This is a genomic window from Paraburkholderia sp. J10-1 (genome assembly GCF_905220165.1).
In the GTDB taxonomy this organism is placed as follows: Bacteria; Pseudomonadota; Gammaproteobacteria; order Burkholderiales; family Burkholderiaceae; genus Paraburkholderia.
The window spans coordinates 1,186,554-1,212,839 of record NZ_CAJMYW010000001.1 but is presented as its reverse complement, the minus strand read 5'-3'; the positions used below and the strand labels follow the sequence as shown (position 1 = coordinate 1,212,839).

Genomic DNA, 26,286 nt, shown 5'->3' with positions numbered 1-26,286 from the left:
AGCATGGTAGTCCCCTTGAAACGATCAGGTGCCACGCTTGTTGCGCCGGTCCGGGACCATGGCGTGTGCTCTCGGAGCCTAACACTGCAGCACGCCCCGGGCATCGGACTTTAGTCTTATAGGGTCGATGCGATCGATACGGTCGATACGGTCGATACGGTCGATACGGTCAATACAGCTTAACGCGCGAAGGCCGCCGCGCAGCGTGCCTGAGCCTGGCCCGGCACCGGCGAGTGAAACGAGAACAAGCCACCCGCCTGCGGCTGCTTTTCGCGCTCGGCGGCCGTGAGCCCCTTCCACGCAGTCGTGGCGTACACGGTGCGCAGATCGTCCCCGCCGAACGCGAGCTTCGTGATGTTCGCGCAAGGAAACGCCACCTGCTCGACCAGTTCGCCTTCGGGAGAATAGCGGTCGATACGCCAGCCGCCGAATAGCGCGACCCACACGTAGCCCTCGGCGTCCACCGCCATGCCGTCCGGGTGGCCTTCGCCGCCAATCGCGGTGAAGATGCGCTTGCGCGACAGCGTGCCGTCAACGGCGACGTCGAACGCATAGACAACGCGGCGCATCGTGTCGTTGTGATAGAGCGTGCGGCCGTCCGGGCTCATGGCCGGGCCGTTGGTGATCACATAGCCGCTGTCCTGTGCGCTCATCGTGCCGCCTTCGTCCACGCGGTACAGCGTGCCGGTCGGCGCTTCTTCGGCGTCGTCCATCGAGCCGAACCACAAGCGTCCTTGCGCATCGGCGAAACCGTCGTTCAGACGATTGCCCGGCAAATGCGGCTCGACGTCCACCAGCTTGTCGAATTCCCCGCTCACCGCATCGAAGCGATACAGGCCGTCGGGCATGCCGCACACGAAAACCCGGTCGCCGAGCGGCGCGAGAAAGCCGACCTGGTCGGGCGCATACCACGTCGTGCGCACCCCGGTCGTGACCACGAGGCGATGAATCTGGCGGCCCTTGATATCGACGAAATAGATCGCGTCTTCCGCGGCCTGCCACAGCGGCCCTTCGGCAAGCTCCGCGCCGATGGGCCATACGCACACAGGAACCGGCATCGTCATTCTCCGTACCATCCACAGTCGACAAAGTAATCGCGGCCCGAGCAGCGCGAGGCGTCGTCGGAAGCGAGGAACAACGCCATGCGCGCGACATGCTCGGGCTCGATGCGCAGGGGCAGGCACTGCCCCGCCACCACCTTCGCCTCGCTCTCCGGCGTTTGCCACAGGTTCATCTGGCGCGGCGTTTTCACGGCGCCCGGGATGACGCAGTTCACGCGAATGCCCGCGCCGCCCAGATCGCGCGCGAGGCCGCGCGTGAGGCCCTCGATGCCGGCCTTCGCGGTCAGGTAAATCGGCAGGTTCGGCAATGCCACATGCCACGACACCGAACCGAAGTTCAGGATCACGCCGCGACCCGCCTCGCGCATGCCCCGCGCGGCGGCCTGCGCGCAGAAGAACTGGTGGCGCAGGTTCACGGCGATACGCTCGTCCCAGTACTGCCCCGTGAGTTCGCCGATATCGTGGCGGTCGTCGTTGCCCGCGTTGTTCACGAGCACGTCGATCGGGCCCGCCGCTTCGACAATCGAAGCGAACACGCTTTCGATCGCGTCGACGCTGCGCAGATCGCAACGCTTGAACAGCGGCGGATGCTTCGCATGCCGAAGCGTTTCCTGCAGGGCCAGCGAATCCTGTTCGGCCACGTCGAGGAAGAACACGCGAGCGCCCTGCTGCGCGAACGCCTCGACAACCGCAGCGCCGATACCGCTGCCGCCGCCGGTGATAACGACGGTTTTGTCCGCCAGGCTCGGATAGATTGCGTACGACATCAGATATTCCAGTTTTGACTTGTAGAACCCCAAACAGGGCGGCGAGCCATCAATAGCTCGCCACCCTGACCTGCTGCGTGTCCTGCCTTTACGATACGACTTCGACCGCGCTCAGCATGCGCCAGTCGCGCGGGAGTGTTCGCGCCGCGTTGCCCGCAACCGTGACCGTGCCGCGCAGATGAATGTCGCGGCTCGAACTGCCCACCATCAAATCGAAAGCGCCCGGCTCGACAATACGCTCGCCGCGTGCGTCGGTGAAATTGAGCATGTCGACGGGCAGCGTCACGCGCACGCGCGCCGAGGCGCCCGCCGCGAGCGGCACGCGCGCAAACGCCTTCAGCTCGCGCACCGGCCGGGCCACCGACGCGTGCTGATCGCGCACGTAGATCTGCACGATCTCCGTGCCTTCGCGCTCGCCGATGTTTTCAACCGTGAAGCTCAGTTCGACCGTGCCGTCTTCAAGCGCGACTTCGCTCTGCGCCACCGCGAGATCGCTGTAGCGGAACGGCGCGTAACCCAGGCCGAAACCGAACGGATAACGGCTTCCGAAGTGGTAGGCGATCGGCGTGCCCGCGCTCTTGAGGCGATGGTTGTACACATACGGCACGGCGCCTGCGCTCTTCGGCACCGAGAGCGGCATGCGGCCGCTGAAATTGGCGCGGCCCACCAGCAGATCGGCCAGCGCCTCGGCGCCGCGCTCGCCGGGTGCGAACGCCATGATCTGCGCGGCGATGCGATCTTCGAGACCACCGAGGTTGTACGGACGGCCGCCCGTCATCACGACGACGGTTGGCGTGCCGCTCTCGACCACGGCCGTGAGCAATTGCAGCTGCACGCCCGGCAGTTCGAGGCTGTCCGTGTCGGACCCTTCGCCCACCGTGCCGGACTGGAACAACCCCGCCAGATCGCCGACGAATACAATGGCCACGCCCGCCGCGCGCGCGGCTTCGACGGCGCCTGCAATGCCATCGGTCTCCTGGCTGATCAATTCGTCGCGGTTGGCGCTGCCGCTCAGGTCGAGCGACACATCGCCCGGGAAAACCGGCGCGCCCGCACGGCGCTCCTTGATGATGTCGCAGCCCTTGGCATGCAGCACGCGCGCCTCGCCGAGCAGCGCACGCAATGCGCCGAGCGGCGTGGCAATCGAAGCGACCGACTGCTCGCCCGAGTTGATGAGGTGCACCGGGAAGCTATAGCCCGCGAGCAGCGCGAGCGGGTCGTCGGCAGTCGGGCCGATCACGGCGATTTTCTGGGCGCCATCGGCACGCAACGGCAGCACGCCGCCTTCGTTGCGCAACAGGACCGCCGATTCGAGCGCGACCTGGTAGGCCGTATCGCCCGCCGCCGTGCCCTTCACATCCACGCGCTCGGGGTCCACGTACGGGTTCTCGAACAGGCCAAGCTGGAATTTCGTGCGCAGCACGCGCGAAACCGCGGTGTCGATCGTCGCTTCCGTGATCTCGCCGCGCTCGAGCGCTTCCTTCAAATGGACAGCGCACTCGTGCCCAGGCAGTTCGACGTCGAGCCCCGAATTGAACGCGAGCGCCGCCGCCGATGCGCTGTCGTGCGCCACGGCATGATGGCTGTAGAGCAGATCCACGGCAGCGTAGTCGGCAACGACGAGGCCTTCGAAGCCCCACTTTTCGCGCAGCGTATCGTGCAGCAGCGCGCGGTCGCCATGACAGGGCACGCCGTCGATATCGTGGTACGCCGGCATGATCGAGCCCGCGTGCGCGAGCTTGACCGCCATTTCGAACGGCAGCAGGAACACATCGTTCAGCTCGCGCGGGCCGACGTGCACGGGCGCGTGATTGCGCGCGCCTTCGCTCGCCGAGTGGCCGACGAAGTGCTTGAGCGTGGCGAGCACATCGCGCCGCTCGCCTTGCAGACCGTTCACGTAGTGACACGCGAGCACGCCGACCAGATACGGATCTTCGCCGAGCGTTTCCTCGGTGCGGCCCCAGCGCGGATCGCGCGAGACGTCGAGCACGGGCGCGAGCCCCTGATGGCAGCCAATCGAGCGCGCCTGCTCGCCGATAATGCGCCCCACTTCGCCCACGAGGCTCGGGTTCCACGTCGCCGCGTAGTTCAGCGGTGACGGAAACAGCGTGGCGTCCTTGATCATCAGGCCCACGAGGCACTCCTCATGCGACATGACGGGAATGCCCAGGCGCGTGTCTTCGACCATCTTGCGCTGCAGCTCGTTGAGCGCGCGCACGCCTTCCTTCGGATCGACCGTGTGCGTGCCGAGCGGGCGCGTGATCTGGCCAAGACCATGCGCCAGAATCTGGTCCACCGTGAGGCTGTTCGCACTTTGCGCGAAATCGATCGAGCGCGCCTTGTGGTCGCCGTCGGCGGACAGCTTCAGCCACGCGGCGTGAAGCTGGGCGATTTTTTCGTCGAGCGTCATGCGCGCGAGCAGATCGGCCACGCGTTGCTCGGTCGGCGCATCGGCGCGGCGATAAACCGCAACCTCAGTGGTGTGTTCAAGCGACATCGATTGACTCCCTGGTATTGCACCAGACGGTTTTTTTCTCACCGTCTGCTTAGTTGTGCTTTTGAAATTGGCGTTGCGCAGCCGCGCGGCAAAAGCCGCGCTCCGCTCAGATCAGACGTCGCAGCGCCATGTCGTGATCGTCGAAAACGTGGCAAGCCTCGGGGGGCAGCGCCAGGTTGACCGCTTCATCGTGCGTCAACGGGCTGTCACCGGGCACCTTGGCGATCAGCGTCACCGCAGCCGGGCCCGTTTGCGTCGCGTGGATATAGCTGTGCTCGCCCATGTGCTCAACCAGCTTCACGCGGCTCGCCAACGTTTGTTCATTGCGCGGATCAACAGCCACGCGCAAGTGTTCCGGGCGCACGCCGAGCGTCACCTTCATGCCGGCGCGCGCACGCGAGCCGTCCACGCGCGCACGCACGCGCTCACCGCTTTCCAGGTCGATGACCACGCCGCCGTCGTCGCCGCCCACCACGGTGCCGGCGAAGAAGTTCATCTTCGGCGAGCCGATGAAGCCCGCGACAAAGCGGCTCTTCGGATGGTGATACAGATCGAGCGGCGCGCCCACCTGTGCCACGCTGCCGTTGCGCTCCATATGCGTACCCGCCTGCATGAGCACGATACGATCGGCCAGCGCCATCGCTTCGACCTGGTCGTGCGTCACGTACACGGCGCTCGCTTCGCTGAACTCGCGGTGCAGACGCGCGATTTCGGTACGCGTTTGCACGCGCAGCGCGGCGTCGAGGTTCGACAGCGGTTCGTCGAACAGGAACACGCCCGGCTCGCGCACAATGGCACGCCCGATCGCCACGCGCTGGCGCTGGCCGCCGGAGAGCGCTGCGGGGCGGCGTTCGAGATAGGTATCGAGTTGCAGCGCCGCTGCGGCGCTGCGCACTTTCTTGTCGATCACGGCCTTGTCGATTTTCGCCTGACGCAGACCGAATGCCATGTTCTCGTACACGCTCATATGGGGATAGAGCGCGTAGTTCTGGAATACCATCGCGACCTTGCGCTTCGCGGGTTCGACCTCGTTCATCCGTTGACCGTCGATGCGCAACTCGCCGTCGGTGATCGATTCGAGCCCGGCGATCATGCGCAGCAGCGTGGACTTGCCGCAGCCCGACGGGCCGAGGAACACGCAGAACTCGTTCTTGCCGACCTCGAGGTTGGCGTCGCGAATCACCGCGTTGCCGCTCGCGTAAGCTTTCTGTACGTTATTGAGGGAAATGCTTGCCATATCGTTTTATGCGAAGTTCGGTGTGCGATGCAAATCAGCCCTTGAGCGAGCCGGCCATCATCCCCTTGATCACGCGCTCCTGACCGAATGCGTAGGCAACGATCAGCGGCAACGACGTGAGCACGAGAACGGACAGCATCGAAGGTATGTTCGACGCGTATTGCCCCATGAAGTCCCAGATCGCGAGCGGCAGCGTGCGGTGCTCGGCCGTCGACGTGAGCATGTACGCGAAGATGAACTCGTTCCAGAGACCAATGCCGTTGAAGATCGCCACAGTGGCGAGCCCCGGCCCCGAGAGCGGGAAGAAAATACGCCAGAAAATGCGGAACGGGCTGCAACCGTCGAGCTGCGCGGCCTCTTCCAGCTCACGCGGAATCTGGCGCATGAACTCGGTCAGGATGAAGATCGACACCGGCAGACTGAGGGCCACATACGGGCCGAGCAGCGCGAACGGCGTGTCGTAGAGACCGAGGTTACGCGTGAGCAGATAGATCGGCACGAGCGTGGCATGCAGCGGCACGATCATGCCCGCGACCACGAGACCGAAGAGCAACTTGTTCAGCTTGAAGCGCATGCGCGCAAACACATAGGCGGCCATCGCGCTGATGATGACGATCAGCGCCACCGAAACGCCCACCGTGAACACGCTGTTGCGGAAATACGTGAAGAACGGCCCCTGCAGCACTGCCGCGTAGTTGCCGAAGAACACGTGCCCCGGCGGCGCCCACACGTTCGTCGAGAAGGTCTCTTCCTGACTCTTGAAGCTCGACACGACCATGAAAATGAAGGGGATCGTCGTGACAGCCAGCCAGATCAGCGCGAGCAGTGGAATTCCCACGCGCGGAAAGCGGAATTTCTTCTTCATGGTTCAAACCTCGGTTGCGTAGCGACGAGTGAAGTACATCGACACCGCCGCCACCGCGATAACGATCAGGAACATCGCCGAGCCGATGGTGCTGCCGTAGCCGAGCTGGAACGAACTGAACACCGTGCGATACATGTACGTGGCCATCACCTCGGACGAGCCTTCGGGGCCGCCGCCGGTCATGACAAAGACGAGATCGAAGTAACGCAGCGAGCCGAGCACGGAGAGAATCACCGCCGTGCGCACCGTGCCTTGCAGGTGCGGCAGCTTGATGCGCCAGAAAATGGTCCACTCGGAAGCGCCGTCGAGCAGCGCGGCTTCGTTGACTTCGGCCGGCATCGACGAGAGGCCGGCGAGAAACAGGATCATGTAGAACGGCGCGTTCTGCCAGATGATCACGGCGATCGTCGCACCCAGCGAGAAATGCGGGTCGCCCAGCCAGTCTTTCGCGAGACCATCCAGGCCGAAGGCCTGCAGCGCGACGTTCAGCGGTCCGAAATTCGGATCGTAGATCTGCTTGAACAGCACGCCGATCGCCACGCTCGACATGAGCAGCGGCAGGAAATAGAGCACCTTGAGCACGCGCGAGCCACGGCCGGCTTTTTCCAGCAGCACGGCGAGCGCGAGCGCCACAGGAAGCTGGATCACGATCGAGGCGGCCGCGAGAATCACGTTGTTCTTGAGCGATTGCCAGAACACCGTGTCGTGGGCAAGCCGCACCCAGTTCGCGAGCCCGGTATAGCGGGCGGTATTGCCAAGGCCATTCCAGTGGAGCAGCGACAGCCGCAGGCTGGAAACGAGCGGATAAAGCAGGAACACGGCCAGCAGCAGCAGCGACGGCGCGAGAAACACGACCGTGACGAGCGTTTGCGACGATAGCTTCAGCCGGCGTTCAGGTGTAGCGGAAAGTGCGATATTCACGAGCTTGTCTGCCGGCCGGCGCCTCGCGGCGCCAGCCGGACTTTTCTTGAGTGTTAGGGCCTGTTCACATTGATAACAGGCCCTAAAGATCAGCCGCCCTTCTTCGAAGCGGCTTCCATTTGCTGCGCAGCCGCCTCAGGCGTGACCGACAGACCGAACAGCGCCTGCGTCGTGTCCTTGTGCAGCTCGCCCAGCGCAGGCGGCAGTGCCTGGTCGTACCAGAGCTGCACGCTCGGCGCGGCGGCCAGCAGCTGCTGCAAACGCTGCGTGAACGGATCGTCGATCTTGACGTTGTTGACCGGCGGGAGCTTGTGGTCATCCGAGGCGCGTGCCTGCATTGCCTGGTCGTCGGTCAGCGCCTGGATCAGCTTGAAGGCGGCGTCCGGCGTCTTGCACTCGGCCGAGATGCTCAGGAAGCCGTCGCCCACCGTGCCGATCAGGTCGCGCGGATCGCCCTTGCCGCCCGGCACGCTCGGGAACGGGAAGAAGTCGAGATCCTTCGAGAACGCCGGATTCTCGTTCGCGATCGTCGAAGCTTCCCAGGCGCCCATCAGTTCCATCGCAGCCTTGCCCGTATACAGCAAGCGGCGCGAAGCACCCGAGTCATAGTCGAGACCGTTGATGCCCGGCGCGAACGCGCCGGCCTTCACGAGCTCCTGAATGCGCTTGCCGGCTTCGACGAACGCCGGATCTTCGAAGCCCTTGCCCTTGCCCGCAATTGCGTCGCTCACGACTTGCGGACCGCCGATACGGTCGACGAGGTACATGTAGTACATCGAGCCGGTCCACTTGTTCTTGTTCGCCAGCGAGAACGCGGCCACGTTGTGCTGCTTCAGCACATCGACGACGTGCATCAGCTCATCCCACGTCTTCGGCGGCGTGATGCCGTACTTCTTGAACACTTCCTTGTTGTAGAAGATCACGGCGGCCGCCGCGTTTTCGGCTGCCACACCGTAGGTCTTGCCGCCGAACGTCGTGACGTTCCACGACGACTGCATGAAGCGGCTGCGGAACGCCGGGTCCTTGTTCAGGTACGGCGTGAGATCGACGATCTGGCCGGACTTCACATACTCCTGCAGGCCGCCGCCACCCCAGTTCTCGAACACGCACGGCGGCTGGTTCGCGCCGAATGCGACCTTCAGCTTCGTCTTGTAGGCCTCGTTCAGGACGTGCGAATTTTCGACCTTGTAGCCCGGGTCCGACTTTTCGAAGCGATCCGACGCGTCACGAATAATCTTGCTCGACGACGCATTGGTCTGCTGATCCCATACCGTGATGGTTTTGGAATCCGCCGCAACGGCGTTCGAAACGACTGCAGACAACGAGAACAGCAGTGCCGTGGCGCCGGCTACCGCCCGCGCCTTGGAGAAACCTGGGTACGCCATGTTTGTGTCCCCTCTTATGGAATTTTGAGAGCTACCTGTGTTACCTGAGGATTTAACGTTAGCCTTAACGTTAGTGGATGTTAAGCCGAGACGTGAACTCCGGCTATGCGGGATTTTCCTGGTGAGCCCCCGGCGTGAGCTTGCGCCCCGCGCAAGGTTTGCGTACACGTGGACATTTGAAAAACTGCGCATCTGATAGAATAGCCAGCACATAAACGGTATCGCTAACGTGACCAGCGCCTAACCCGCGGAGTAACCAGCGAGTCACGAGCGAGTCTTCGCAGACATGACCTCTCGTAAGCCCACACCACGCATGGCAAGGCAAACTCCCACGCTTGAGCACGTCGCCAAGCTGGCCGGGGTGTCGCAGATGACCGCGTCGCGCGCGCTCAACGGACGCCCGGGCGTGTCGCGCGAAACGCGCGACGAAGTGCTGAGAATCGCTTCCGATATCGGCTATGTCGTGAACCGGACCGCGCAGAAACTCTCCGGCGGGCGCAACGGCATCATCGGCATCATCACACCCACGCTCGACACGCAGTTCTCGAGCGAACTGGTGCTCGGCGCGGGCCGCGCGGCACGCGGCGCGGGCATGGAAATGCTCGTGTACACCGTGTTCGACGAAGACCGCCATACGCATCACGACCTGCTTGGGTTGATTCAACAGTTTTCGGACGGCATTCTCGCCATCCTGCCGCGCGAATCGCTCTGCCTCGAAGCGCTCGCCACGGCCAAAGTGCCAGTGGTGGTGGTCGATCAGCGCGGCACGCTCACGGGCTTTCCTTCGGTCTCCGTCGACAACTACGGCGGCGCCTGTCTCGCGGTCGAACATCTCGCGGAACTCGGTCACAAGCGCATTGCCTTCCTTGCCGGCGACGAAACCATCGAGGGTGTGCGCGACCGTCAACGCGGCTATCGCGACACGCTCGCCAAGCTCGGCTTGCCGCGCGAAGACGCGCTGGTTGCCGCAGGCGATCTCTCGCAAATGATGGCGTTCGACGTCACCTTCGACCTGCTCAATCTTTCCGATCCGCCCACCGCGATCTTCACGGCCAACGACCAGAGCGCGTTCGGCGTGATCGCCGCGGTCAGGGAAGCGGGCCTGCGCGTGCCCGACGATATTTCCGTGATCGGCTTCGACGACATTCCCATGTCCGAGCAGTTTCATCCCGCACTCACTACGATTCGCCAGCCGTTCCAGCAAATGGCGCGCTCGGCGGTCAATACGCTGCTCGCGCAGATCGCCGGCATCGACGCCGCTTCGCAGCGCATCACGCTGCCCGCGGAGCTGGTGGTGCGCGACTCGACCGGCCCGGCCAGGACGCGGCACCGCCGCTCGCGTCACCAGATCGTTTCGACGTAAGTCGACGCACGCACCTTCGCATCGGAGGTCACGAGCGCGCCGCCATGCGTGCGCGCGGTCGCGACGATCAGCCTCTGATGCGAAGTCAGTGCGGGCGGCAGCGTCGCCGCGCGGAACGCAATTTCGGAATCGACCGGAATCAGGCGCACGCCATCCAGCTTCAGAAACGTGGAGAGCCAACTCCGGGCGTCCATCGTGAGCCCAAGGCTGCCGGCCTTCACGAACTCCGCAATTTCGAGCGCGCTGATTGCCGAGATGAGAATCTCGCCGCCCGCGAGTTCACGGTCGATCGCATCGTGCGCGGCCTGGCTCAACGCTTTCTGCCTGCCGAGCCAGCACACGAGCGCAAGCGTGTCGAGCGTGATCATTACTCTTCCTGCTCGGCGGGAACCGGTGCTAACGCGTGCTTGAGGTTGAAATGCGTGATCGACGCACGCAGCAGTTCGAGCGGATTCTCCGTCTTGCTGCGATAGGGCCGGATTTCAATGGTAGGTTGTCCCCGGTCCGTCACGACGACGGTTTCGCCCAGCGTTTCGACCTGGCGGAACAGCTCGCAGGCCCGGGACTTGAAAATGGCTTTCGATACTCGCTTTTCCATGACGTTCTCCACCCATCAAAATTCAATCGGATTGTTATTGCATCGGGTTGTTGCGCGCGCAATCGAATACCTGCGCTTCGTTCCCCAATGGCTCTTTATCGGCCTTGCACTTCGGTTGACTGCCTGAACTACGCCCTGGCGCCGGCGCACCCCGCACAGACGAACTGCGGGTTTTTACCGGTAACATCTTTTGCACGAATACGCCCCGGCAGCCCTTGCGCTTTCATATAATCGATATGTCTGTGAGTACCCGTCAGGCAGCCCGAGTTGTGATCGAGCGACCCGCGAGGCAAGACAACACGGTGTGTTGCTTGCCGGCGGCCAGGTGCGAATGGCGGTGTACGCCTCGCCTGGCCGTACGGACGCTGCCGCAGGGAAGCGGAGCGTTGGGGGAGAGGATTGCCCTTGTTGCAGACCGTCGATTAAGCAGAAACATAATAACGTTACCCTTAACGTTAATCGATGTTAAATCCACCGTTCTGGCACCGCCATGCGTGGTTTACCTGGGCTCGGTGAAATACGGCAGCGTGCGCGTAAACCCCGCCAGATCCCGGCCCAGCAAGGGAAAAGCGCCTGGCGAGTTCGCCAAAGCGTACTGCAAAAAAGTACCGTTCCGGCTAACGTTAAATGGGCGGTAATAAAAGTCGTAACGCCCATTCGCGACACTCGTAATCATCCCTGTCCCGATATCGTCATGTTGGCTGGTCCGGATAATCCGGCCGCGGCGGCTTCGACGAAGGCTCCGCATCGAAATGGACGATGAACGCATGCAGCGGTTCGCGCCTTTTCTCCGCGCGCTCCGGCGGGTCCGGGCGCTCGCGCGGCGGCTCGCGTTCCCGGTCCGTCGCCTCGGGCGCATCGGCAGGCGGCGCAACTGGGCCGGCCGGCGCTCTCGCAACCGACTCGAAATCGCCCTTCGACCCTTTGTTCGCCATTGCACTCGTCTCCATCGCGTTCGCCATCGCGCACATCAAACGACGGCTTGAACGTTCTCTCCCACTTCGGGGCGCTCGAACGCCACCGCCGCGCCGCTCGCGTCGAACAGCGTGACCGCGGACGACGCCACCTTGATGCCCACGCGGGCGCCCGGCTCGTACTGCGCGTCCTTCTTGTCGAGCTTGAGCGCAATGGCGTGCGCCATGCCGTCCAGACGCGCGTGCAGGATCGACACGTCGCCCAGATGCTCGACCAGCTCGACGCGGGCGGCGATGCCTTCGTCCGCGAGGCCGATGCTCAGGTGTTCGGCACGCACGCCCAAGGTCAATTCGCCATTGAGCGCACGGTCCGGCCGACCCGACAGCGCGATGCGATGGCTCGCACCCGCGAGCGCGAGGACGGTTTGCACGCCGTTTTGCGACACCACCGTGGCGTTCAGCATGTTCATTTGCGGCGAGCCGATAAAGCCGCCGACAAAGCGGTTCGCGGGCCGGTCATACAGATCGAGCGGCGCGCCCGTCTGTTCGATGTTGCCCTTGTTGAACACCACGATCTGCTCGCCGAGCGTCATCGCCTCGACCTGATCGTGCGTCACGTAGATCATCGTCGTGCCCAACTCACGGTGCAGCTTCGCCAGTTCGATGCGCATCTGCACGCGCAGCGCCGCATCGAGATTCGACAGCGGTTCGTCGAACAGAAACACGCGCGGCTTGCGCACGATCGCGCGGCCAATCGCAACGCGCTGCCGCTGGCCGCCCGAGAGCGCCTTGGGCTTGCGATCGAGCAGGTGCGTGATCTGCAGGATTTCCGCGGCACGGCCCACGACTTCGCGCACTTCGCGCTTCGATTTGCCCGAGAGCTTGAGCGAAAATCCCATGTTCTCCGCCACCGTCATATGCGGATAGAGCGCATAGCTCTGAAACACCATCGACACGCCGCGGTCCACCGGCTGCAGATCGTTCACACGCACGCCGTCGATCAGAATGTCGCCGCCGCTCACTTCCTCGAGCCCGGCGATCATGCGCAGCATGGTCGACTTCCCGCAACCCGAAGGTCCGACGAATACCGTGAACTGCCCGTCCGGAATATGCAGATCGATGCCCTGAATGATCTGCGGACCTTCACCGTACGTCTTCACGACGTTGCGCAATACGAGTTCGCCCATTGTTACGTCCTCCTTAGTGCTCTTGCCTTGCCGTCCCGCGCGATATCGGCGTCTCGTCCTCTGTCGCGCGGGTTACGGTGCTGTTCTCTGGGCCCGCGTTAGCGGGCTGCCTCGGCGGCCGCATGCTCCGCGATGGCCTCGCTATACCAGTGCGCGCTGTCCTTCAACGTGCGCTTCTGGGTCTCGTAGTCGACATACACCATGCCGAAGCGCTTGTCGTAGCCGCACGCCCATTCGAAGTTGTCCAGCATGCTCCATGCGAAATAGCCGGCCACGTCCACGCCTTGTTGCGCGGCATCGGACAGCGCAGCCAGGTGCAGATCGAGGAAACGGATGCGCTCGGTGTCCTGAACGCGGCCGTTTTCGAGCACGTCTTTCGCCGCGCAGCCGTTCTCGGTGATGAAAATCGGCGGCAGCTTGTACTCGGCATTGAGCTTCGTGAGCAGCTCGGTCAGACCTTCCGGATAGACTTCCCAGTCCATGTCCGTGAAACCGTGCACGCCCGGCGGACGCTTGTCGCCCGAAGCGCTCGCGAAAATACGCGTGTAATAGTTGATGCCGAGGAAGTCGAGCGGCGCGCCGATGATGTCGAAATCGCCTTCGCGAATGACCTCCTGCGGGCCGTTTGCGCCATACCAGTTCAACGCTTCGGCCGGATATTCGCCCTTGAAGATCGGGTCCATGTACCAGCGCACGAACTTCGCGTATTCGAGTGATGCGGCGGCAATATCTTCTGGCGCGTCGGTCGCGCCGTGTGCCGGCGACTGGTTGAGCACGATGCCAAGCGGCGCCTTCACGCCGTCGGCACGCATGGCCTGAACCGCCAGGCCGTGCGAAAGCAGCAGATGATGCGCCACGTGAGCCGCTTTCTTCAGGTCGGCGTTGCCCGGTGCGAAGTAGCCCGTTGCATTGCCGAGCCATGCGGTACACCACGGCTCGTTGTGCGTGGCGATCGAAGCAACCCGGTCGCCCAGCACGCTGCCGATCTTGCGTGCGTAGTCGGCAAAACGATACGCCGTGTCGCGGCTTTCCCAGCCGTTCTGCGCCGTCTGCAGCGCTTGCGGCAAGTCCCAATGATAGAGCGTGGCGAACGGTTGAATTCCGCGCTCGAGCAAACCGTCGACCAGACGCTCGTAGAACGCGAGGCCCTTGTCGTTGTACGCGCCGCGGCCGTCCGGCTGCACACGCGGCCATGCAATCGAAAAACGGTAAGCATTGACGCCCATTTGCGCCATCAGATCGAGGTCTTCTTCGAAACGATGGTAGTGATCGCAGGCCACGTCGCCGCTTTCGCCTTTCACGACCTTGCCGGGCACGCGGCAGAACGTGTCCCAGATCGACTCGCCACGGCCGTCTTCACGCGCTGCGCCTTCGATCTGATACGAGCTGGTGGCCACGCCCCAAACGAAGTCTTCCTTGAATCGAAACGTCGACATAACGATAGTTATCCTGATTAGTCGTGTTCGCTTTTCGGCGAACTTGCTTGAAATGAAAGTGTGAAACTCAGGCTTTGACCGCGCCGGTCGTCAAACCGTCGATCAAACGCCGCGAGGTGAAGGCGAACAGCACGAGCAACGGCACCACCGCCACCGCGGACCCCGCCATGACCGCGCCCCAGTCCGAGTTGGTCGGGCTTTGCAGAATGCGCAGCGCGAGGGGCAGCGTGTACATCGAAGGCGAACGCAGCACGACCAGTGCCGAGAGAAAGTTATTCCACGCCTGAATGAAGCTGATGAGCCCGAGCGTGCCCAGTGCGGGCCCGAGCAGCGGCAGCACGATGCTCCAGTAAATGCGGAACTCGCCGCAGCCGTCGATGCGCGCCGCCTCGATCAGGTCGGACGGAATCGCCGACGCGATGTACTGGCGCATGAGGAACACGCCGAGCGCGGCGGCAGCGCCTGGCACATACAGCGCGCGCGGCTGATTGATCCAGCCGAGCAGGTTCATCGTCATGAAGGTCGGAATCATGCTGAGAAACGGCGGCACCAGCATGGCCGTGAGCGCAACGGCAAAGAGCGTCTTCTTGAAGCGGAACTCGTACATCGCGAACGCGTAACCGGCCATCGACGTGACGAGCAACGTCAGCAAGGTCTGAATCGTGGCCGTGTAGAAGCTCCAGCCCAGATTGCGCCAGAACGGAATGTGCCGCATGAGCGAGGCCATGTTGTCGAGAAACGCATTGCCGAACCAGAGCGGCGGCGGCATCGAGAAAATCTCGGAGCTCGTGTGCGTGGCGAAGACGAACATGAACCAGAACGGCGAGAACATCAGCACCGCGCCCGCCAGCACGACGGCATAACCGGTGTAACGTGCCTTGTTGTTGGACAGTTTCATCGCTGTGCCTCCTCTTTCATGCCGCTGCGGTGGAAAATGCGCGTGTTGAGCCACATCAGCGCGGAGATCGTGATAAAGAGCAGCCACGCAATCGAACTGGCCGTGCCGAAGTCGCCGTCGTGGAATGCCGTGCGATACATGTAGACCGCCGTGGTCAGGCCGGACTGGCTCGTCCCCATGCCGTCATTCGGGAGCAGGATGAACGGCTCTTCGAACAGTTGCAGCCCGCCGATGATCGAAAGCGTGACCGCAAAGAAAATCATCGGCTTCAGAAGCGGGATCGTGATGCGCGTGAACTGTTGCCAGCCGTTCGCGCCGTCAATGCGCGCCGCTTCGTAAATGTCCTTCGGAATGGTCTGCAGTGCAGACAGATACAGCACCGTATTCCAGCCCACATAGCGCCAGAACACGACAACGGAGACCGCCGGTTTCACATTGGCCGGGTTGTACAGCCACTCGATCGGTTTCGAAGGCACGATCCAGTGCAGCCCCGGGATCTTGCCGATTTCGGCAATGGCGAGGTTGATCATGCCGAAGTCGGTCGAATACAGCGACGAGAAAATCAGCGCGATCGCCACGCTCGACGTGATGAAGGGCAGAAAGTACAGCCCAACCACGAAATTGCGCCAGCGGCGGAACGCGGTTTGCAGAAAGAACGCCAGCGGCAGCGCAATGAGGTGCTGCGGCGCGCCGGACATGACCGCCATCGAGGCCGTGTTGTAGAGCGATTTCCAGTACCACGGGTCAGTCAGCGTGAACGTGAAGTTCGACAGGCCCACCCACTTCATGCTCGCCAGTCCCGCCGTCGCGTCCCAGCTCTGGAACGAGAGATACAGCGAAAACAGCAGCGGAAAGGCCAGGAACACCGCAAACAGCACGAAAAACGGCGCGAGAAACAGGTACGGCGCAATCTTGACCGGATTGAGCCGCAGCTTTGCGCGAGCGTGGGTGAGCGGCGCGAGCGTGTCGCGCGCGAGCCCTTCGCGGGAAACCTGTTCAGTTGTGGGCAGAGGAGAGTTCATCAATAGTTCCGTCCATTCGGGCGTGGCCGGCCCAGGTGGGCGGCCACGCTGTTGCAGCGGGCTTCAGAGCGCGGTGTAGCGCCGCGCCGTTTAATCAAAACCGCTTAACGGCGGACACGATGCGTGATATCAGCCTGTGCTTCCTGCAGTGCCTGGTGGATGTCCTCGTTGCTGTCGACCACTTTGTCGAGCGCCGAGTGGACCGCCTCTTCGGCAACCTGGTCATACTTGCTGCGCTGGATCGCCGGGATATGCGCGGCGGCATCACGCCAGATCAGGCGAGCTTGCTCGTTGCCGAGGAACGCCACGGGCTGCGCGAAGAAGTCGTCGTGCTGAGCGGAAAGCAGCGCCGGAAAGGCGTCGATCGAGCGGAACGAAGCGAGCTGCTCGTCCGTGCGCGTCGTCAGGAACTTGATGAATTCCCACGACAGTTGCTTTTGCGTGGCCTTCACCGGGATCGACCAGAACGTGCCGCCAAATGATGCATAAGCGCCGCCAGGCAGATTCGTCGCGCGCCAGAGACCCTTCGTGTCCGGTGCGATCCACGACGAGAGGTGGCCGCCAAGCCATGCGCCCATCATTTGCGTCGCCACCGTGCCGCGCTTGAAGCTTTCGGCCCATTCGTTCGACCACGGCGTGATCTTCGCGTCGAGGCCGAGATCGCGCGCCTTCTTCGCAAGCTCGAACGCCTTCACGAAACGCGGCGACGTCACGACCGGATTGCCGGCCTTGTCGAAGTACACGCCGTCGCCTTCCTTCAGGTCGGCGCGAATATAGATGTCTTCGATATCGCGCGACGACGCCATCAGGTACGCGCCCGTCGCCTTCTTGATCTTCTGGCCGGCCGCGAGATACGAGTCCCACGACTTCGTCAGGTCGGCTTCGGTCACACCCGCCTTGTCGAGAATGTCCTTGCGGTAGAACAGCGTGCCCGGGCCGATATCGCCCGGCATGCCGACAATCTGGCCGTCCTGCGTGGTGGCCTGCGCGAACGTGTAGTTGATGAACTGGCTCTTGTACTGGCCCGCGCTATAAGGCGGCTTGGCCAGATCTTCGAGACCGCCGCCCGCAGCGAACCGGCCGATGAAGCCGACTTCCACGGCCATCACGTCGGGCAGGTCCGAGCTGGTCGCAAGCGCGGTTGTCATGGCGTTGTGGTGGTCGCCGATCGCGAGCGACGACACCTTGATGTCGACGTCCGGATGCAGTTTCTTCCACGCAGGAATCGCGTCCTTGATTTCCTGGTCGAGCTTCGGAAACACCGCGACAGTCAGCGTGGTGTTGGCATGCGCGGCCACGGTAGCGAGGCTCAGCAAAACGGCGGCGGCAGTGCCTGAAAAACGGAAATTCATTACATGTCTCCTGATGAAACGTTTGTGAGTGACGTTCAAATGCTCCCCTGCTGCTACGAACTACTTCCCCTGTTGTATTGATTCGTCATGCTTAACGACATGCTTGCCGCGCTCTGATGTTTGAAAGCGCTTTCACGGCAAAACTAAAAAAACGGCCCACCAAGGACTCACACGTGGGCACAGCCTTCACGCACGTGCATCTCCCCCGCTCAACGAAGGTCCGATCCGACGCGTCGTTTCGCGCGTGACCAGCGTGAGCGGAATCGGGCTCAGTGCCACCGGCTGCTTGCGGATCATCTGCACGATGCCTTGCGCCGCGAGCCGGCCGATTTCATAGGTCGGCTGCCTGACCGTCGTCAAAGGCGGCGTCATATATGAGGAGGTCGGCAAATCGTCGAAGCCGACCAGCGATACGTCCTCGGGCACGCGCACGCCGCGGCGAAACATCGTCAGACGCGCGCCATACGCGGTCTGGTCGTTCGCACAGAACACCGCACTCAGCGAAGGCCGGCGCGTCAGCAGCCGCTCCATCGCCGCGACACCGCCGGTTTCGAGGTAATCGCCCTGCTCGACCAGATCGGCGTCGAAACCGATGCCCGCTTCTTCCAGCGCGCTGCGGTAGCCGTCGAGACGCTCGATCGCGTCCTCGTGATTGCTCGGGCCGGCAATGAATGCGATTTCGCGGTGGCCCTGCTCGATCAAATGCCGCGTCGCGTCGCGCGCGCCCTGCAGGTTGTCGATCGGCAGGCCTGCCAGCGCCAGGCCGTTTTGCACCGAGCGCCCCAGCACGAGCATGGGTGCGTAGCGCGAATATTCGGTGAGCGTTGGCTCGTCGAGTTGTGCGTGCAGCAGAATGATGCCGTCCACGCGGCGCGCGATGAATTCTTCGAGGCGCGCCTTTTCGTCGACGACATTCCAGCGGCTGCTCACGAAAATCGGCGTGAAGCCCGGTTCGGCAAGCGCCTCTTCAATTCCGCGCAGCCACTCGGCGTAGAACGGACTCGACACGGCCTGCGTCAATACGCCGATGGTTTCGGTCCGGCCGCTCGCAAGACTGCGCGCCAGCACGTTTGGCCGATAGTTGAACCGCGCGATGGCCTCTTCCACGGCTCGCTGCTTTTCGGGAAGCACGCGTGCGGTACCGTTCAGGATGCGCGACACCGTGCTCGGAGACACGCCGGCTGCGCGCGCAATTTCTTCCAGCGTCACGTTCGGGCCCGAAGTTGGACCACCAGGGACACTGGGCGCGCCGGGTGTTTCGTTGGTGCCGTCGGTCATGAGCTCCGCCTGAACATTTCCATGAAAGCGCTTTCAAATACTGAAAAAGCGATTCCCGATACGAATTCGAATTGACTAAGTGAAACGACAAACCACAGAAAAAGCAGCCGGTGCGACCAGGGTGGAGGAGAGATCGCACCGGCCTCTCTAGAGAGAGAATTAAGCAATACCTGACACAAAGAGATCACAACAACTACAGGTCAAACAAACTCAAATCAGAACATGTGCATGATGCCCGCGAACACACCGGTCTGGCTGTGACCGTAGTTCGGGTTGTCGTTCGACGACGTGCCCGTCGCCGCGTCGAAGTTGTTGTTGCCGTACGGACCGTTGCCGAGGTTGATGTTCGACGTCGAGCTGTTGTGCACGTAGCCGGCTTCCGCGTACAGGAACGTGCGCTTCGACAGGTTGTACGTCGTGCCGAGCGTGAACAGCGTGGCGTTGCCGTTGCCGTTGTTCGCGTTCGCGTGGAACACGGCAGCCGTGATCGCCGAAGCGTCGTTCACCTGCCAGCCAGCGCCGATCCACTCGTGATTCACCGCCGTCGGTGCGCTCACGCCAGCCGGCTGCGTGCCGGTCACGCCCATGCTTGCGTCGGTGGCGTCCGGTGCGCTCAAGTGCTGGTAGCCCGCATACAGCTTGACAGGACCAAGCACATACGTGCCGCCAACGAGAATCGAGCGCGAAGCCGAATACACGTTGTTGAACGAGCCGTTTGCACCGCGGACTTCGTCATAGATCACGCGGAAGTCGCCGCTGCCCCACGTGTAGATGCCTTCAACCGCGTTCGTACGGCCCTGGCCGGTCGGCACACCTTGCGCGTTGACAGGCGCCGAGTTCCAGCTCGTGTTGTTGGTCAGCGAATACTGGCCCTTGAACACGAGGCCGCCGAACAGCGTAGGCGAGTCATATTCCGCGCCGTTGCTCGTGCTCGCCCAGTTACGACCGCGCACCAGCGTCGAGATGGCGTAACGCTGCATCAACTGCGGGTCAGCGCCCCAGCTGTCCTGCGAGAGTTCGCCGGCGCCGAGGTTACCGATCTTGAACAGACCGAAGCGGTCGTTGGTCAAGCCCACCGTGGCATGACGGCCAAACAGGTTGCCCGCCGAAGCGCCCGTCATCGTATTGAGCTGGCCTTCCAGCTGGAAGACCGTCTTCGTGCCGCCGCCGAGATCTTCCGAACCGAGCAGGCCGAACCAGGAGCAACCCCAGTCGCCGCTCTGCGCCGAGAACTTGTTACCGCCCGGCAGGCCGGTCTCATACTGCACGCCGTTGTCGATACGGCCATACAGGGTGACGCTGCTCTGCGCGTGCGCCATCGTCGTTGCAGCTGCCATCACCGACAAAGCAATAAGCTTCTTTTTCATTAGGTATCCTATATATATTTTGGCGTCTCCAAACCGCGCAGGTCGCGTGCGCTCTACACGTTACCTACCAGGCTGCCTCACTGAAATGTCCCGAATCACATTTCGAGGCGATTATAGGGACGCCCCTGCTCCGTGTATCGAACCGGCAGGTTAGGGAAAACGCTGTTACCGATAACAGTTGCACGCCGCCAGGTCCCGGAGTAGGCCCCTGCTTTATGACCATTCCGTTATGGTCACAAGCCTCCCAAATCCGTTTGTGGTCGTGAGGGAAAATATGCGCGGCGTGGGAAATGTTCCGAACACCCGTGCTACAGCGGCCAAATTGCGCTTGACAGCGCTTTCAAACGCCGCGCTTCGATGTTGTGAAGTTGCAACGACGAAACGAAAATTCTTGCCCGTTGCGCCTTCAGCTTTCCGGTTGGGGGTTGACAGCGCTGTCACCAGCACGCGTGGGCGATAGCGACTATGATCAAGGTATACCCTGCCGGGCAACGAGTTGAGATTCGCCGGTAAGCACGCTCAGCGCGGGACTGCGTATGAATCCCGCGGGCTTTCCGGTTTCACACGATCGCGCCACGCAACACCCTGCGCCTCGACTCCCGCTGTTCCCCGCCACGTCGCGCGCGCGACGTCCCGTCCGAACGCAATGCACCAGCACGCACCAGCGTCACTTTCGCCGGGCAAGGCCCTCGACGCGCCGTTGCGGCTTCCACCGTGCTGCGCGAGGCGGCTTGCCCTCTGACTTCCGCGGCCCTGCGTTGAAGCGGGCCGGAAGGCTTGCTGCCGGAATTGACCGGCACTTCTGCCACACTGCAAGGAGGTATCGTGAAAGCCATCATCACTTCCACGCTCGCATTACTGATTTCCAGCGCCATCGTGCCAGCCGTTCAGGCTCAAGCCGATTCCGGAGCAAGCAACCCGCAACTCGCACACGACGTCCGGGTCAGTCTCGCGCGCAACGGCGTGAGCAATTCTCATGTATTTGTTTTTGCCAGAGGCAATACGGTCACGCTGCTCGGATTTGTGCCGGAACACGAACAGGTCGCGCTGGCCGAACGCACTGCGGCGGCCGTCCCCGGTGTGCAATCGGTGGACAGTTGGCTTGCGCGCGGACGCTGAAGCCGGTGAGAGTGAATGGAACGCCGCGCGCTGACGCGAGCCGTATCGTCCGCGCACGGCGTTTTATTTATTGATCGTGCCGCGTAACACCGCGTTTGATCCGCTTGAACCAGCCGCCGCGCCCATAGTCGGTCTGCTGCAGAAACACGGCAATCACGATGATCAGGCCTTTGAGGACCAGCTGGGTATTGCTGTCGATATCGTTGAGCAACAGAATATTGCCAAGAAAGCCGAATATGAGCACGCCGGCCACCGTGCCCGATATGCGTCCAACGCCGCCGGAAAGACTCGTCCCGCCAATCACCACGGCCGCAATCGCATCGAGTTCCCAGCCGGTCCCGGCATCGGCCTTCCCCTGACGGTACTGCGCCGCATAGAGCACGCCAACCAGCGCCGAGAGCAGGCCGGAAATGGCGTAGGCCATCATCTTGTAGCGCTTGACATCGAGCCCTGAAACCACGGCGCATTTTTCGTTTCCGCCGATTGCGTACAGATATTTTCCGAACACGGTGCGATTCATCACGAAACCGAAAACCAACGCGATCACGAGAAAGAAAAGCGCCGGTACCGGAATCAGATTAAACAGCAGCGCTCGCAGGTTCTCGATATCCGCCGTGGCATTCGTTCCGCTGTAAATCGAATAAACGGCAGTGTCCTGTCCGGCGATCAGCCGCGCGGCCCCAAGTACGCCGACCATGGCCGCCAGCGTGACGATGAACGGCTGCATGCGCCCGCGCGTGATGATCCATCCGTTGATGCTGCCCACCGTGAAGCCCGCAAGCGGCACGATCCAGAGCACGCCTGCAAGCGGCATGCGGTGCGCCGCGTGCAACGCGATATACAGGCACGCCAGCGCCGCGCACAGCAGCGCAACGCCGCCGCGCACCGCGCGTGCGGCTCCGGTATGCGCGCCTGCTACGCGTTGCCGCCTGCGCCATGCACCCAGCACGATCCATACGATCGAAAACACGGCAATGGCGTTGAGCACGAGCGACGCGTAAGTCGCGCGGCTCCATCCTTGCGTGGTGAGGAGCATCGCGGTCAGCACGCTGCCGAGTCCCATGATCGCCCCGACGGAAAGGTCGATGCCCGCGGTGATGATCACGAGCGTCATGCCGATCGACATCACGCCGACGTTCGCGACCTCGCGAAACACATCGGAGATGTTCGCGCTGGAAAGAAAGATGTTGCTGCCATCGCTCGAGTGAGGCGAGGTGAATGCGCCCACCACGAGCAGCAAGATCAGCCCCAGGTAGTACTTCAGGTGCGTCATGAGCGTGCTCAGTTGACGCCTGCGCGTTGGCGCATCCGGCTCGGTGACATGGTCCTGCACGTGCTGCATGGTCAGCCTCCAGTCAGGAGCAATTCAGGCGCAATTCAGGGCGAAGCGAGATCGATCAGCAGGTCGCCGGAAAAATCGCTGCGCGGCACGATCTGCTTGGCACGCCCTTCGCACAGCACGAGAATGCGGTCGCACAGCAAGGTCAATTCGTCGATTTCCGAACTCGCGATCAGCACGGTCACGCCCGAGCGCGCCGCGTCGAGTATCTGCCGGTAAATCTCCGCTTTGGCGGCGACGTCCACGCCGCGTGTCGGCTCGTCGAGCAGCAGGATGCGCGGCTTCGTCATCAGCCACTTGCCGATGATGAGCTTTTGCTGATTGCCGCCCGAAAGGCTATTGGCGCTCTGCGCGAGGCTGCGATGCTTGACCCGCGACGCGCGAGCCTGTTCGGCGGCCCAGTTGCACAGCCTGCGCCGCCTGTAGAACGGAAAGCCGGGCACACGCGGCAACGACGGCAGCACGAGATTCGCTTCGAGCGACTGGTCGAGCACGAGTCCATCCTTCTTTCGGTCTTCGGTCACGAACGCAAGACCCGATTGTGCAGCTTCGTCTGGAGACCTGAATGACTGGCGCCGCCCCGCGATGGCAATGGCGCCCTCCTGCCGGTAGGCCGAGATCCCGTAGATGGCTTCGAGCACTTCGGTCTTGCCCGCGCCGAGCAAACCCGAGAGGCCGAACACTTCGCCCTCGCGCACCGAAAACGAAACATCGCGCACCATCGCGCGCGCGGGCCCCCACAGCGAAAGATCGCGCACCTCCACACTCGTGGCGCGAGCGCGCGGCGCCTCGTCCGCGCCGCGCTCGGGCGGCGCGAAGTCCTTGCCGATCATCATCGAAACGAGCGCCGTCGAGGACTCCACCTGCGCGACCGGCAGCGTCGAGATGCGCCGGCCGTCGCGCAGCACGGTCACGCGGTCGGCCACGGCGAAGACTTCCCCCAGCCGGTGGCTGATCAGCACGATGCCCATACCGCGCTCGCGCAGTTGCCGCGTGAGTGTGAGGAGCGCGTGTGTCTCCGCGTCGGAGAGCGCCGAGGTCGGCTCGTCCATGATCAGCACCCGCGCTTCGGCCAGAAGCGACTTGGCGATTTCCACCAGTTGCTTTTCGCCCACCCGCAGCGCGCCGACCAGCGTGTCGGGGCTCGCGCGAAAGCCCAGTTGACCCAGTACGTCGCGCGCAGCCGCGCGCATGGCGCGCCGGTCCGGAAAGCCCCAGCGCGTGCGCGGTTCCTTGCCAAGAAAAATATTGTCGACAGCCGAAAGCGTATCGACGAGATTCAGCTCCTGATGAATGATCGCGATTCCGGCATCGATCGCGTCGTTCACGCTCGCAAGGCGTGTAGGCACGCCTTGTACGCGTATGGTGCCGCTGTCCGGCGTATAGAGCCCGCCCAGCATCTTCATGAGGCTCGATTTGCCCGCGCCGTTCTCGCCGACGAGCGCATGCACCTCGCCCGCCACGACATCGAAGTCGACGCTCGACAACACAGCGCTGCCGTTGAACGATATCGACAGGCCTATCGCTTCGATCAGCGCAGCGTTGGCAGTGGCAGTGGCATTCATTCAGGAGTGGCTAGCAATATACGCCTTGGCGTTGTCGGCAAAAATGCCCTGCGTCGGCAAGGTGACCTTCTTCGGGATCTTTTCGCCACCAAGCAGCTTGAGCGCCTGGCGTATGCCTTCGGCGCCGGGCGTGGGGTACATGAACGTGCCGGCAAGCAGCCCTTGCGCCACCCAGGTGGCGCCCTCCTGCGGCAAGCCGTCGATGCCCACGAACTTGATGCTCTTGTCGCGCCCGGCATCCTTGGCCGCAAGATAGGCACCGTAGGCCATCGGATCGTTGTGCCCGTAGACAACATCGATCTTCGGATTCACGCGCAACACCGTCTTCATGTACTCGTAGGCCTTGTCCTGCTTCCAGTCGCAGTCCACGCGCTCGCCCACGAGCTTGATGCCGGGCTCTTTGCCGGTCACGCTCACCGCGCCGTCGTGGCGATCGTGCGCGGGCTGCGCGCCGAAGCCGCCCCACACTTCCACGAGATTGCCCTGTGCGTGTCCCGGCCCGCCCATCAGCTTGACGATGAACGAGCCGGCTTCGCGGCCGATCTGCACGTTGTCGCCGCCAATGAACTGCGTAAAGGATTCGCCGTTCACCTCGCGATCGAGCACGAACACGGGAATCCCTGCTTTATAGGCTTTTTCCACCACGCCGGTCAGCCCCGCCGACTCCTTGGGCGAAATGAAGATCGCATCCATCTTCTGGGCGATGAAATTCTCCATGTCGGCATTCTGCTTGTCGGTGCGATCGCCTGCATCGGCAATGATCAGATCGACCTGTGGATGCTTCGCGGCCTCGGCTTTCATGTCCTTGTTGAACTGCACACGCCAAGGCTCGACCGTGGTCACCTGCGAGAAGCCGAAGCGATACTTCTTCTGCTGCCCGAACGCGGGCGCGCTGAGCGTCCCGAGAAGGCCCGCTGCACCGGCAAGCGGTACGGCGACCAGACCCGCAATCAGAATGCGTCGTTGACTGTCCATTGCCCTGTCTCCTTTGTTGTCTGAACCGGGCGGCGCGTACGGCCTGCCTCGGGTGCTACGAAAATAAAACGTTATAGCGGCGGCGCGGCGGACACGCTCGCCGCTTCGCCCCATTCGTCATACCGCATCGGGCCCGTGCTCTCACGCACGCGAAGGTCGGCGCGCATGCGCAAATGCACGATCTCCGGGTTCTCGCCCTGCAGTTGTTTGTGCAGGAGGTGCCAGATGCCGCGGGCGATCGCCTCGGCGGGTTGGCGAATGGAACTGATGCCGGGACGCAGCACCGACATCCACGGCGCGTCGTCGAATGAAAGCAGCGAGATGTCGTCGGGCAGGCGCAAGCCCGCGTCGCGTATCGCCCGCAGCGCGCCGAGCGTCGCGACGTTGGCGCCAGTGAAAAGCGCTGTGGGACGCGCGCGCGCGGCGATCACGCCGAGCGTCGTCGCATGGCTTTCGGTATCGCTCATGCCGCACACCACGACGTTGGCGTATTGTGCGAGCCCGGCGCGCCGCATCGCGTCCTGATAGCCCTGGGCGCGCTCGCGGCTGTTCACGAGGTCGAGCGCATTGACGATGAACGTGATGCGGCGGTGACCGAGCGCGATGAGATGCCCGGTGCCGTCCATGGCCGCGCGATGGCTGTCGGTCGTGACGGTATTGGCGGGAAAGCTGCTGTCCACGCGATCGGCCATCACGAGCGGCACGTCGCATTCGCGCAGTTCGCTGATCGCGTGCTCGTAACCGTGGCATGGAATGATGATCATGCCCGCCACCTGGCGCGAAAGGACGAAGCGGATGCGCTCCGCTTCGCGTTCCGGGTCCTCCTGCGCGTGCGCGAGGATCAGCCGGTAGCCGGATTCGAGTGCGTGATCTTCGAGTGCGCAGACCAGCTCGATGAAGAACGAATTGGTCAGGTCGGGCACGACAAACCCAATGGACGTGGAGCGGCAACTGCGCAATTCGGCGGCCAGGCTGTTGCGGCGGTAGCCGAGCTTGCGGGCGGCCTCCCAAACCTGCCGCTGCCGCGCTTCGCTCACATTCGCGGCCCCTGCGAGTACCTTCGATGCCGTGCCCAGCGAAACACCCGCCGCGTTCGCAACGTCCTTGAGTGTACTGGCACTTTTCTTGCGGTCGTCCATG

Annotated in this window: 23 protein-coding genes; 2 read left to right on the top strand and 21 right to left on the bottom strand. The window is 62.9% G+C overall.

The window, feature by feature from the left end; translation table 11 throughout:
* Positions 1-179 precede the first annotated feature (179 nt).
* The 7 genes from U5A65_RS05320 to U5A65_RS05290 form a co-directional block, all read right to left on the bottom strand.
* Positions 180-1,064 (bottom strand): SMP-30/gluconolactonase/LRE family protein, encoded by an 885-nt coding sequence (locus U5A65_RS05320; RefSeq protein WP_321945670.1) that lies wholly within the window; start codon positions 1,062-1,064, stop codon positions 180-182.
* Entirely contained in the window at positions 1,061-1,828 is a 768-nt protein-coding gene (locus tag U5A65_RS05315) for an SDR family oxidoreductase (protein ID WP_321945669.1), read from the bottom strand. The genes U5A65_RS05320 and U5A65_RS05315 overlap by 4 nt, the downstream gene beginning before the upstream one ends.
* Before the next feature lie 88 nt (positions 1,829-1,916).
* Positions 1,917-4,325, bottom strand: coding sequence for a glycoside hydrolase family 3 N-terminal domain-containing protein (locus U5A65_RS05310; protein ID WP_321945668.1), 2,409 nt, complete (start codon positions 4,323-4,325; stop codon positions 1,917-1,919).
* 106 nt (positions 4,326-4,431) lie between these two features.
* The gene (locus U5A65_RS05305; protein WP_321911271.1) at positions 4,432-5,562 is read right to left on the bottom strand and encodes a sn-glycerol-3-phosphate ABC transporter ATP-binding protein UgpC; all 1,131 of its coding nucleotides are present in this window, start codon (positions 5,560-5,562) and stop codon (positions 4,432-4,434) included.
* A gap of 34 nt (positions 5,563-5,596) precedes the next feature.
* Complete coding sequence (locus U5A65_RS05300) at positions 5,597-6,427, bottom strand: carbohydrate ABC transporter permease (RefSeq protein WP_321911273.1); 831 nt, start codon at positions 6,425-6,427, stop codon at positions 5,597-5,599.
* Positions 6,428-6,430: 3 nt separating this feature from the next.
* A complete protein-coding gene (locus tag U5A65_RS05295; RefSeq protein ID WP_321945667.1) occupies positions 6,431-7,348 on the bottom strand; it encodes a sugar ABC transporter permease in 918 nt (305 codons plus the stop codon).
* 89 nt (positions 7,349-7,437) lie between these two features.
* On the bottom strand, positions 7,438-8,733 hold the full coding sequence (locus U5A65_RS05290; RefSeq protein WP_321911276.1) for an extracellular solute-binding protein: 1,296 nt from the start codon (positions 8,731-8,733) through the stop codon (positions 7,438-7,440).
* A 286-nt stretch (positions 8,734-9,019) separates the two neighbouring features.
* Between U5A65_RS05290 and U5A65_RS05285 the strand changes: the two genes are divergently transcribed.
* A complete protein-coding gene (locus U5A65_RS05285) occupies positions 9,020-10,096 on the top strand; it encodes a LacI family DNA-binding transcriptional regulator (RefSeq protein ID WP_321945666.1) in 1,077 nt (358 codons plus the stop codon).
* Here the strand turns inward: U5A65_RS05285 and U5A65_RS05280 are convergent.
* The 10 genes from U5A65_RS05280 to U5A65_RS05235 all read right to left on the bottom strand — a co-directional run bounded on the left by U5A65_RS05280 (position 10,075) and on the right by U5A65_RS05235 (position 20,148).
* Positions 10,075-10,464 (bottom strand): type II toxin-antitoxin system VapC family toxin, encoded by a 390-nt coding sequence (locus U5A65_RS05280; protein WP_042267575.1) that lies wholly within the window; start codon positions 10,462-10,464, stop codon positions 10,075-10,077. The genes U5A65_RS05285 and U5A65_RS05280 overlap by 22 nt on opposite strands.
* The gene (locus U5A65_RS05275) at positions 10,464-10,694 is read right to left on the bottom strand and encodes a type II toxin-antitoxin system Phd/YefM family antitoxin (protein WP_069262207.1); all 231 of its coding nucleotides are present in this window, start codon (positions 10,692-10,694) and stop codon (positions 10,464-10,466) included. The genes U5A65_RS05280 and U5A65_RS05275 overlap by 1 nt, the downstream gene beginning before the upstream one ends.
* A gap of 692 nt (positions 10,695-11,386) precedes the next feature.
* Entirely contained in the window at positions 11,387-11,629 is a 243-nt protein-coding gene (locus tag U5A65_RS05270) for a hypothetical protein (protein WP_321945665.1), read from the bottom strand.
* 35 nt (positions 11,630-11,664) lie between these two features.
* Positions 11,665-12,795 (bottom strand): sn-glycerol-3-phosphate ABC transporter ATP-binding protein UgpC, encoded by a 1,131-nt coding sequence (locus tag U5A65_RS05265; RefSeq protein WP_321911282.1) that lies wholly within the window; start codon positions 12,793-12,795, stop codon positions 11,665-11,667.
* 98 nt (positions 12,796-12,893) lie between these two features.
* Positions 12,894-14,231, bottom strand: a complete 1,338-nt coding sequence (locus U5A65_RS05260; RefSeq protein WP_321945664.1) for a GH1 family beta-glucosidase — start codon at positions 14,229-14,231, stop codon at positions 12,894-12,896.
* Between the two features lie 67 nt (positions 14,232-14,298).
* Positions 14,299-15,129, bottom strand: a complete 831-nt coding sequence (locus U5A65_RS05255; protein WP_321911287.1) for a carbohydrate ABC transporter permease — start codon at positions 15,127-15,129, stop codon at positions 14,299-14,301.
* The gene (locus tag U5A65_RS05250) at positions 15,126-16,151 is read right to left on the bottom strand and encodes a sugar ABC transporter permease (RefSeq protein ID WP_321911288.1); all 1,026 of its coding nucleotides are present in this window, start codon (positions 16,149-16,151) and stop codon (positions 15,126-15,128) included. The genes U5A65_RS05255 and U5A65_RS05250 overlap by 4 nt, the downstream gene beginning before the upstream one ends.
* 104 nt (positions 16,152-16,255) lie before the next feature.
* Positions 16,256-17,503 carry an ABC transporter substrate-binding protein gene (locus tag U5A65_RS05245; protein ID WP_321911290.1) on the bottom strand — a complete coding sequence of 416 codons (1,248 nt, stop codon included), beginning with the start codon at positions 17,501-17,503 and terminating at the stop codon, positions 16,256-16,258.
* 186 nt (positions 17,504-17,689) lie between these two features.
* On the bottom strand, positions 17,690-18,781 hold the full coding sequence (locus U5A65_RS05240) for a LacI family DNA-binding transcriptional regulator (RefSeq protein WP_321945663.1): 1,092 nt from the start codon (positions 18,779-18,781) through the stop codon (positions 17,690-17,692).
* A 215-nt stretch (positions 18,782-18,996) separates the two neighbouring features.
* A complete protein-coding gene (locus tag U5A65_RS05235; RefSeq protein ID WP_321911294.1) occupies positions 18,997-20,148 on the bottom strand; it encodes a porin in 1,152 nt (383 codons plus the stop codon).
* A gap of 825 nt (positions 20,149-20,973) precedes the next feature.
* Between U5A65_RS05235 and U5A65_RS05230 the strand changes: the two genes are divergently transcribed.
* On the top strand, positions 20,974-21,267 hold the full coding sequence (locus tag U5A65_RS05230; RefSeq protein ID WP_321945662.1) for a BON domain-containing protein: 294 nt from the start codon (positions 20,974-20,976) through the stop codon (positions 21,265-21,267).
* A 67-nt stretch (positions 21,268-21,334) separates the two neighbouring features.
* Here the strand turns inward: U5A65_RS05230 and U5A65_RS05225 are convergent, their stop codons facing one another.
* The 4 genes from U5A65_RS05225 to U5A65_RS05210 form a co-directional block, all read right to left on the bottom strand.
* Positions 21,335-22,609, bottom strand: a complete 1,275-nt coding sequence (locus tag U5A65_RS05225) for an ABC transporter permease (RefSeq protein ID WP_321945661.1) — start codon at positions 22,607-22,609, stop codon at positions 21,335-21,337.
* 35 nt (positions 22,610-22,644) lie between these two features.
* Positions 22,645-24,171 carry a sugar ABC transporter ATP-binding protein gene (locus U5A65_RS05220; protein ID WP_321945660.1) on the bottom strand — a complete coding sequence of 509 codons (1,527 nt, stop codon included), beginning with the start codon at positions 24,169-24,171 and terminating at the stop codon, positions 22,645-22,647.
* Positions 24,172-25,146: a substrate-binding domain-containing protein gene (locus U5A65_RS05215; RefSeq protein WP_321911302.1), complete on the bottom strand. Its 975-nt coding sequence runs from the start codon at positions 25,144-25,146 to the stop codon at positions 24,172-24,174.
* A 71-nt stretch (positions 25,147-25,217) separates the two neighbouring features.
* Complete coding sequence (locus U5A65_RS05210) at positions 25,218-26,285, bottom strand: LacI family DNA-binding transcriptional regulator (RefSeq protein ID WP_321911303.1); 1,068 nt, start codon at positions 26,283-26,285, stop codon at positions 25,218-25,220.
* Position 26,286: the final 1 nt, after the last annotated feature.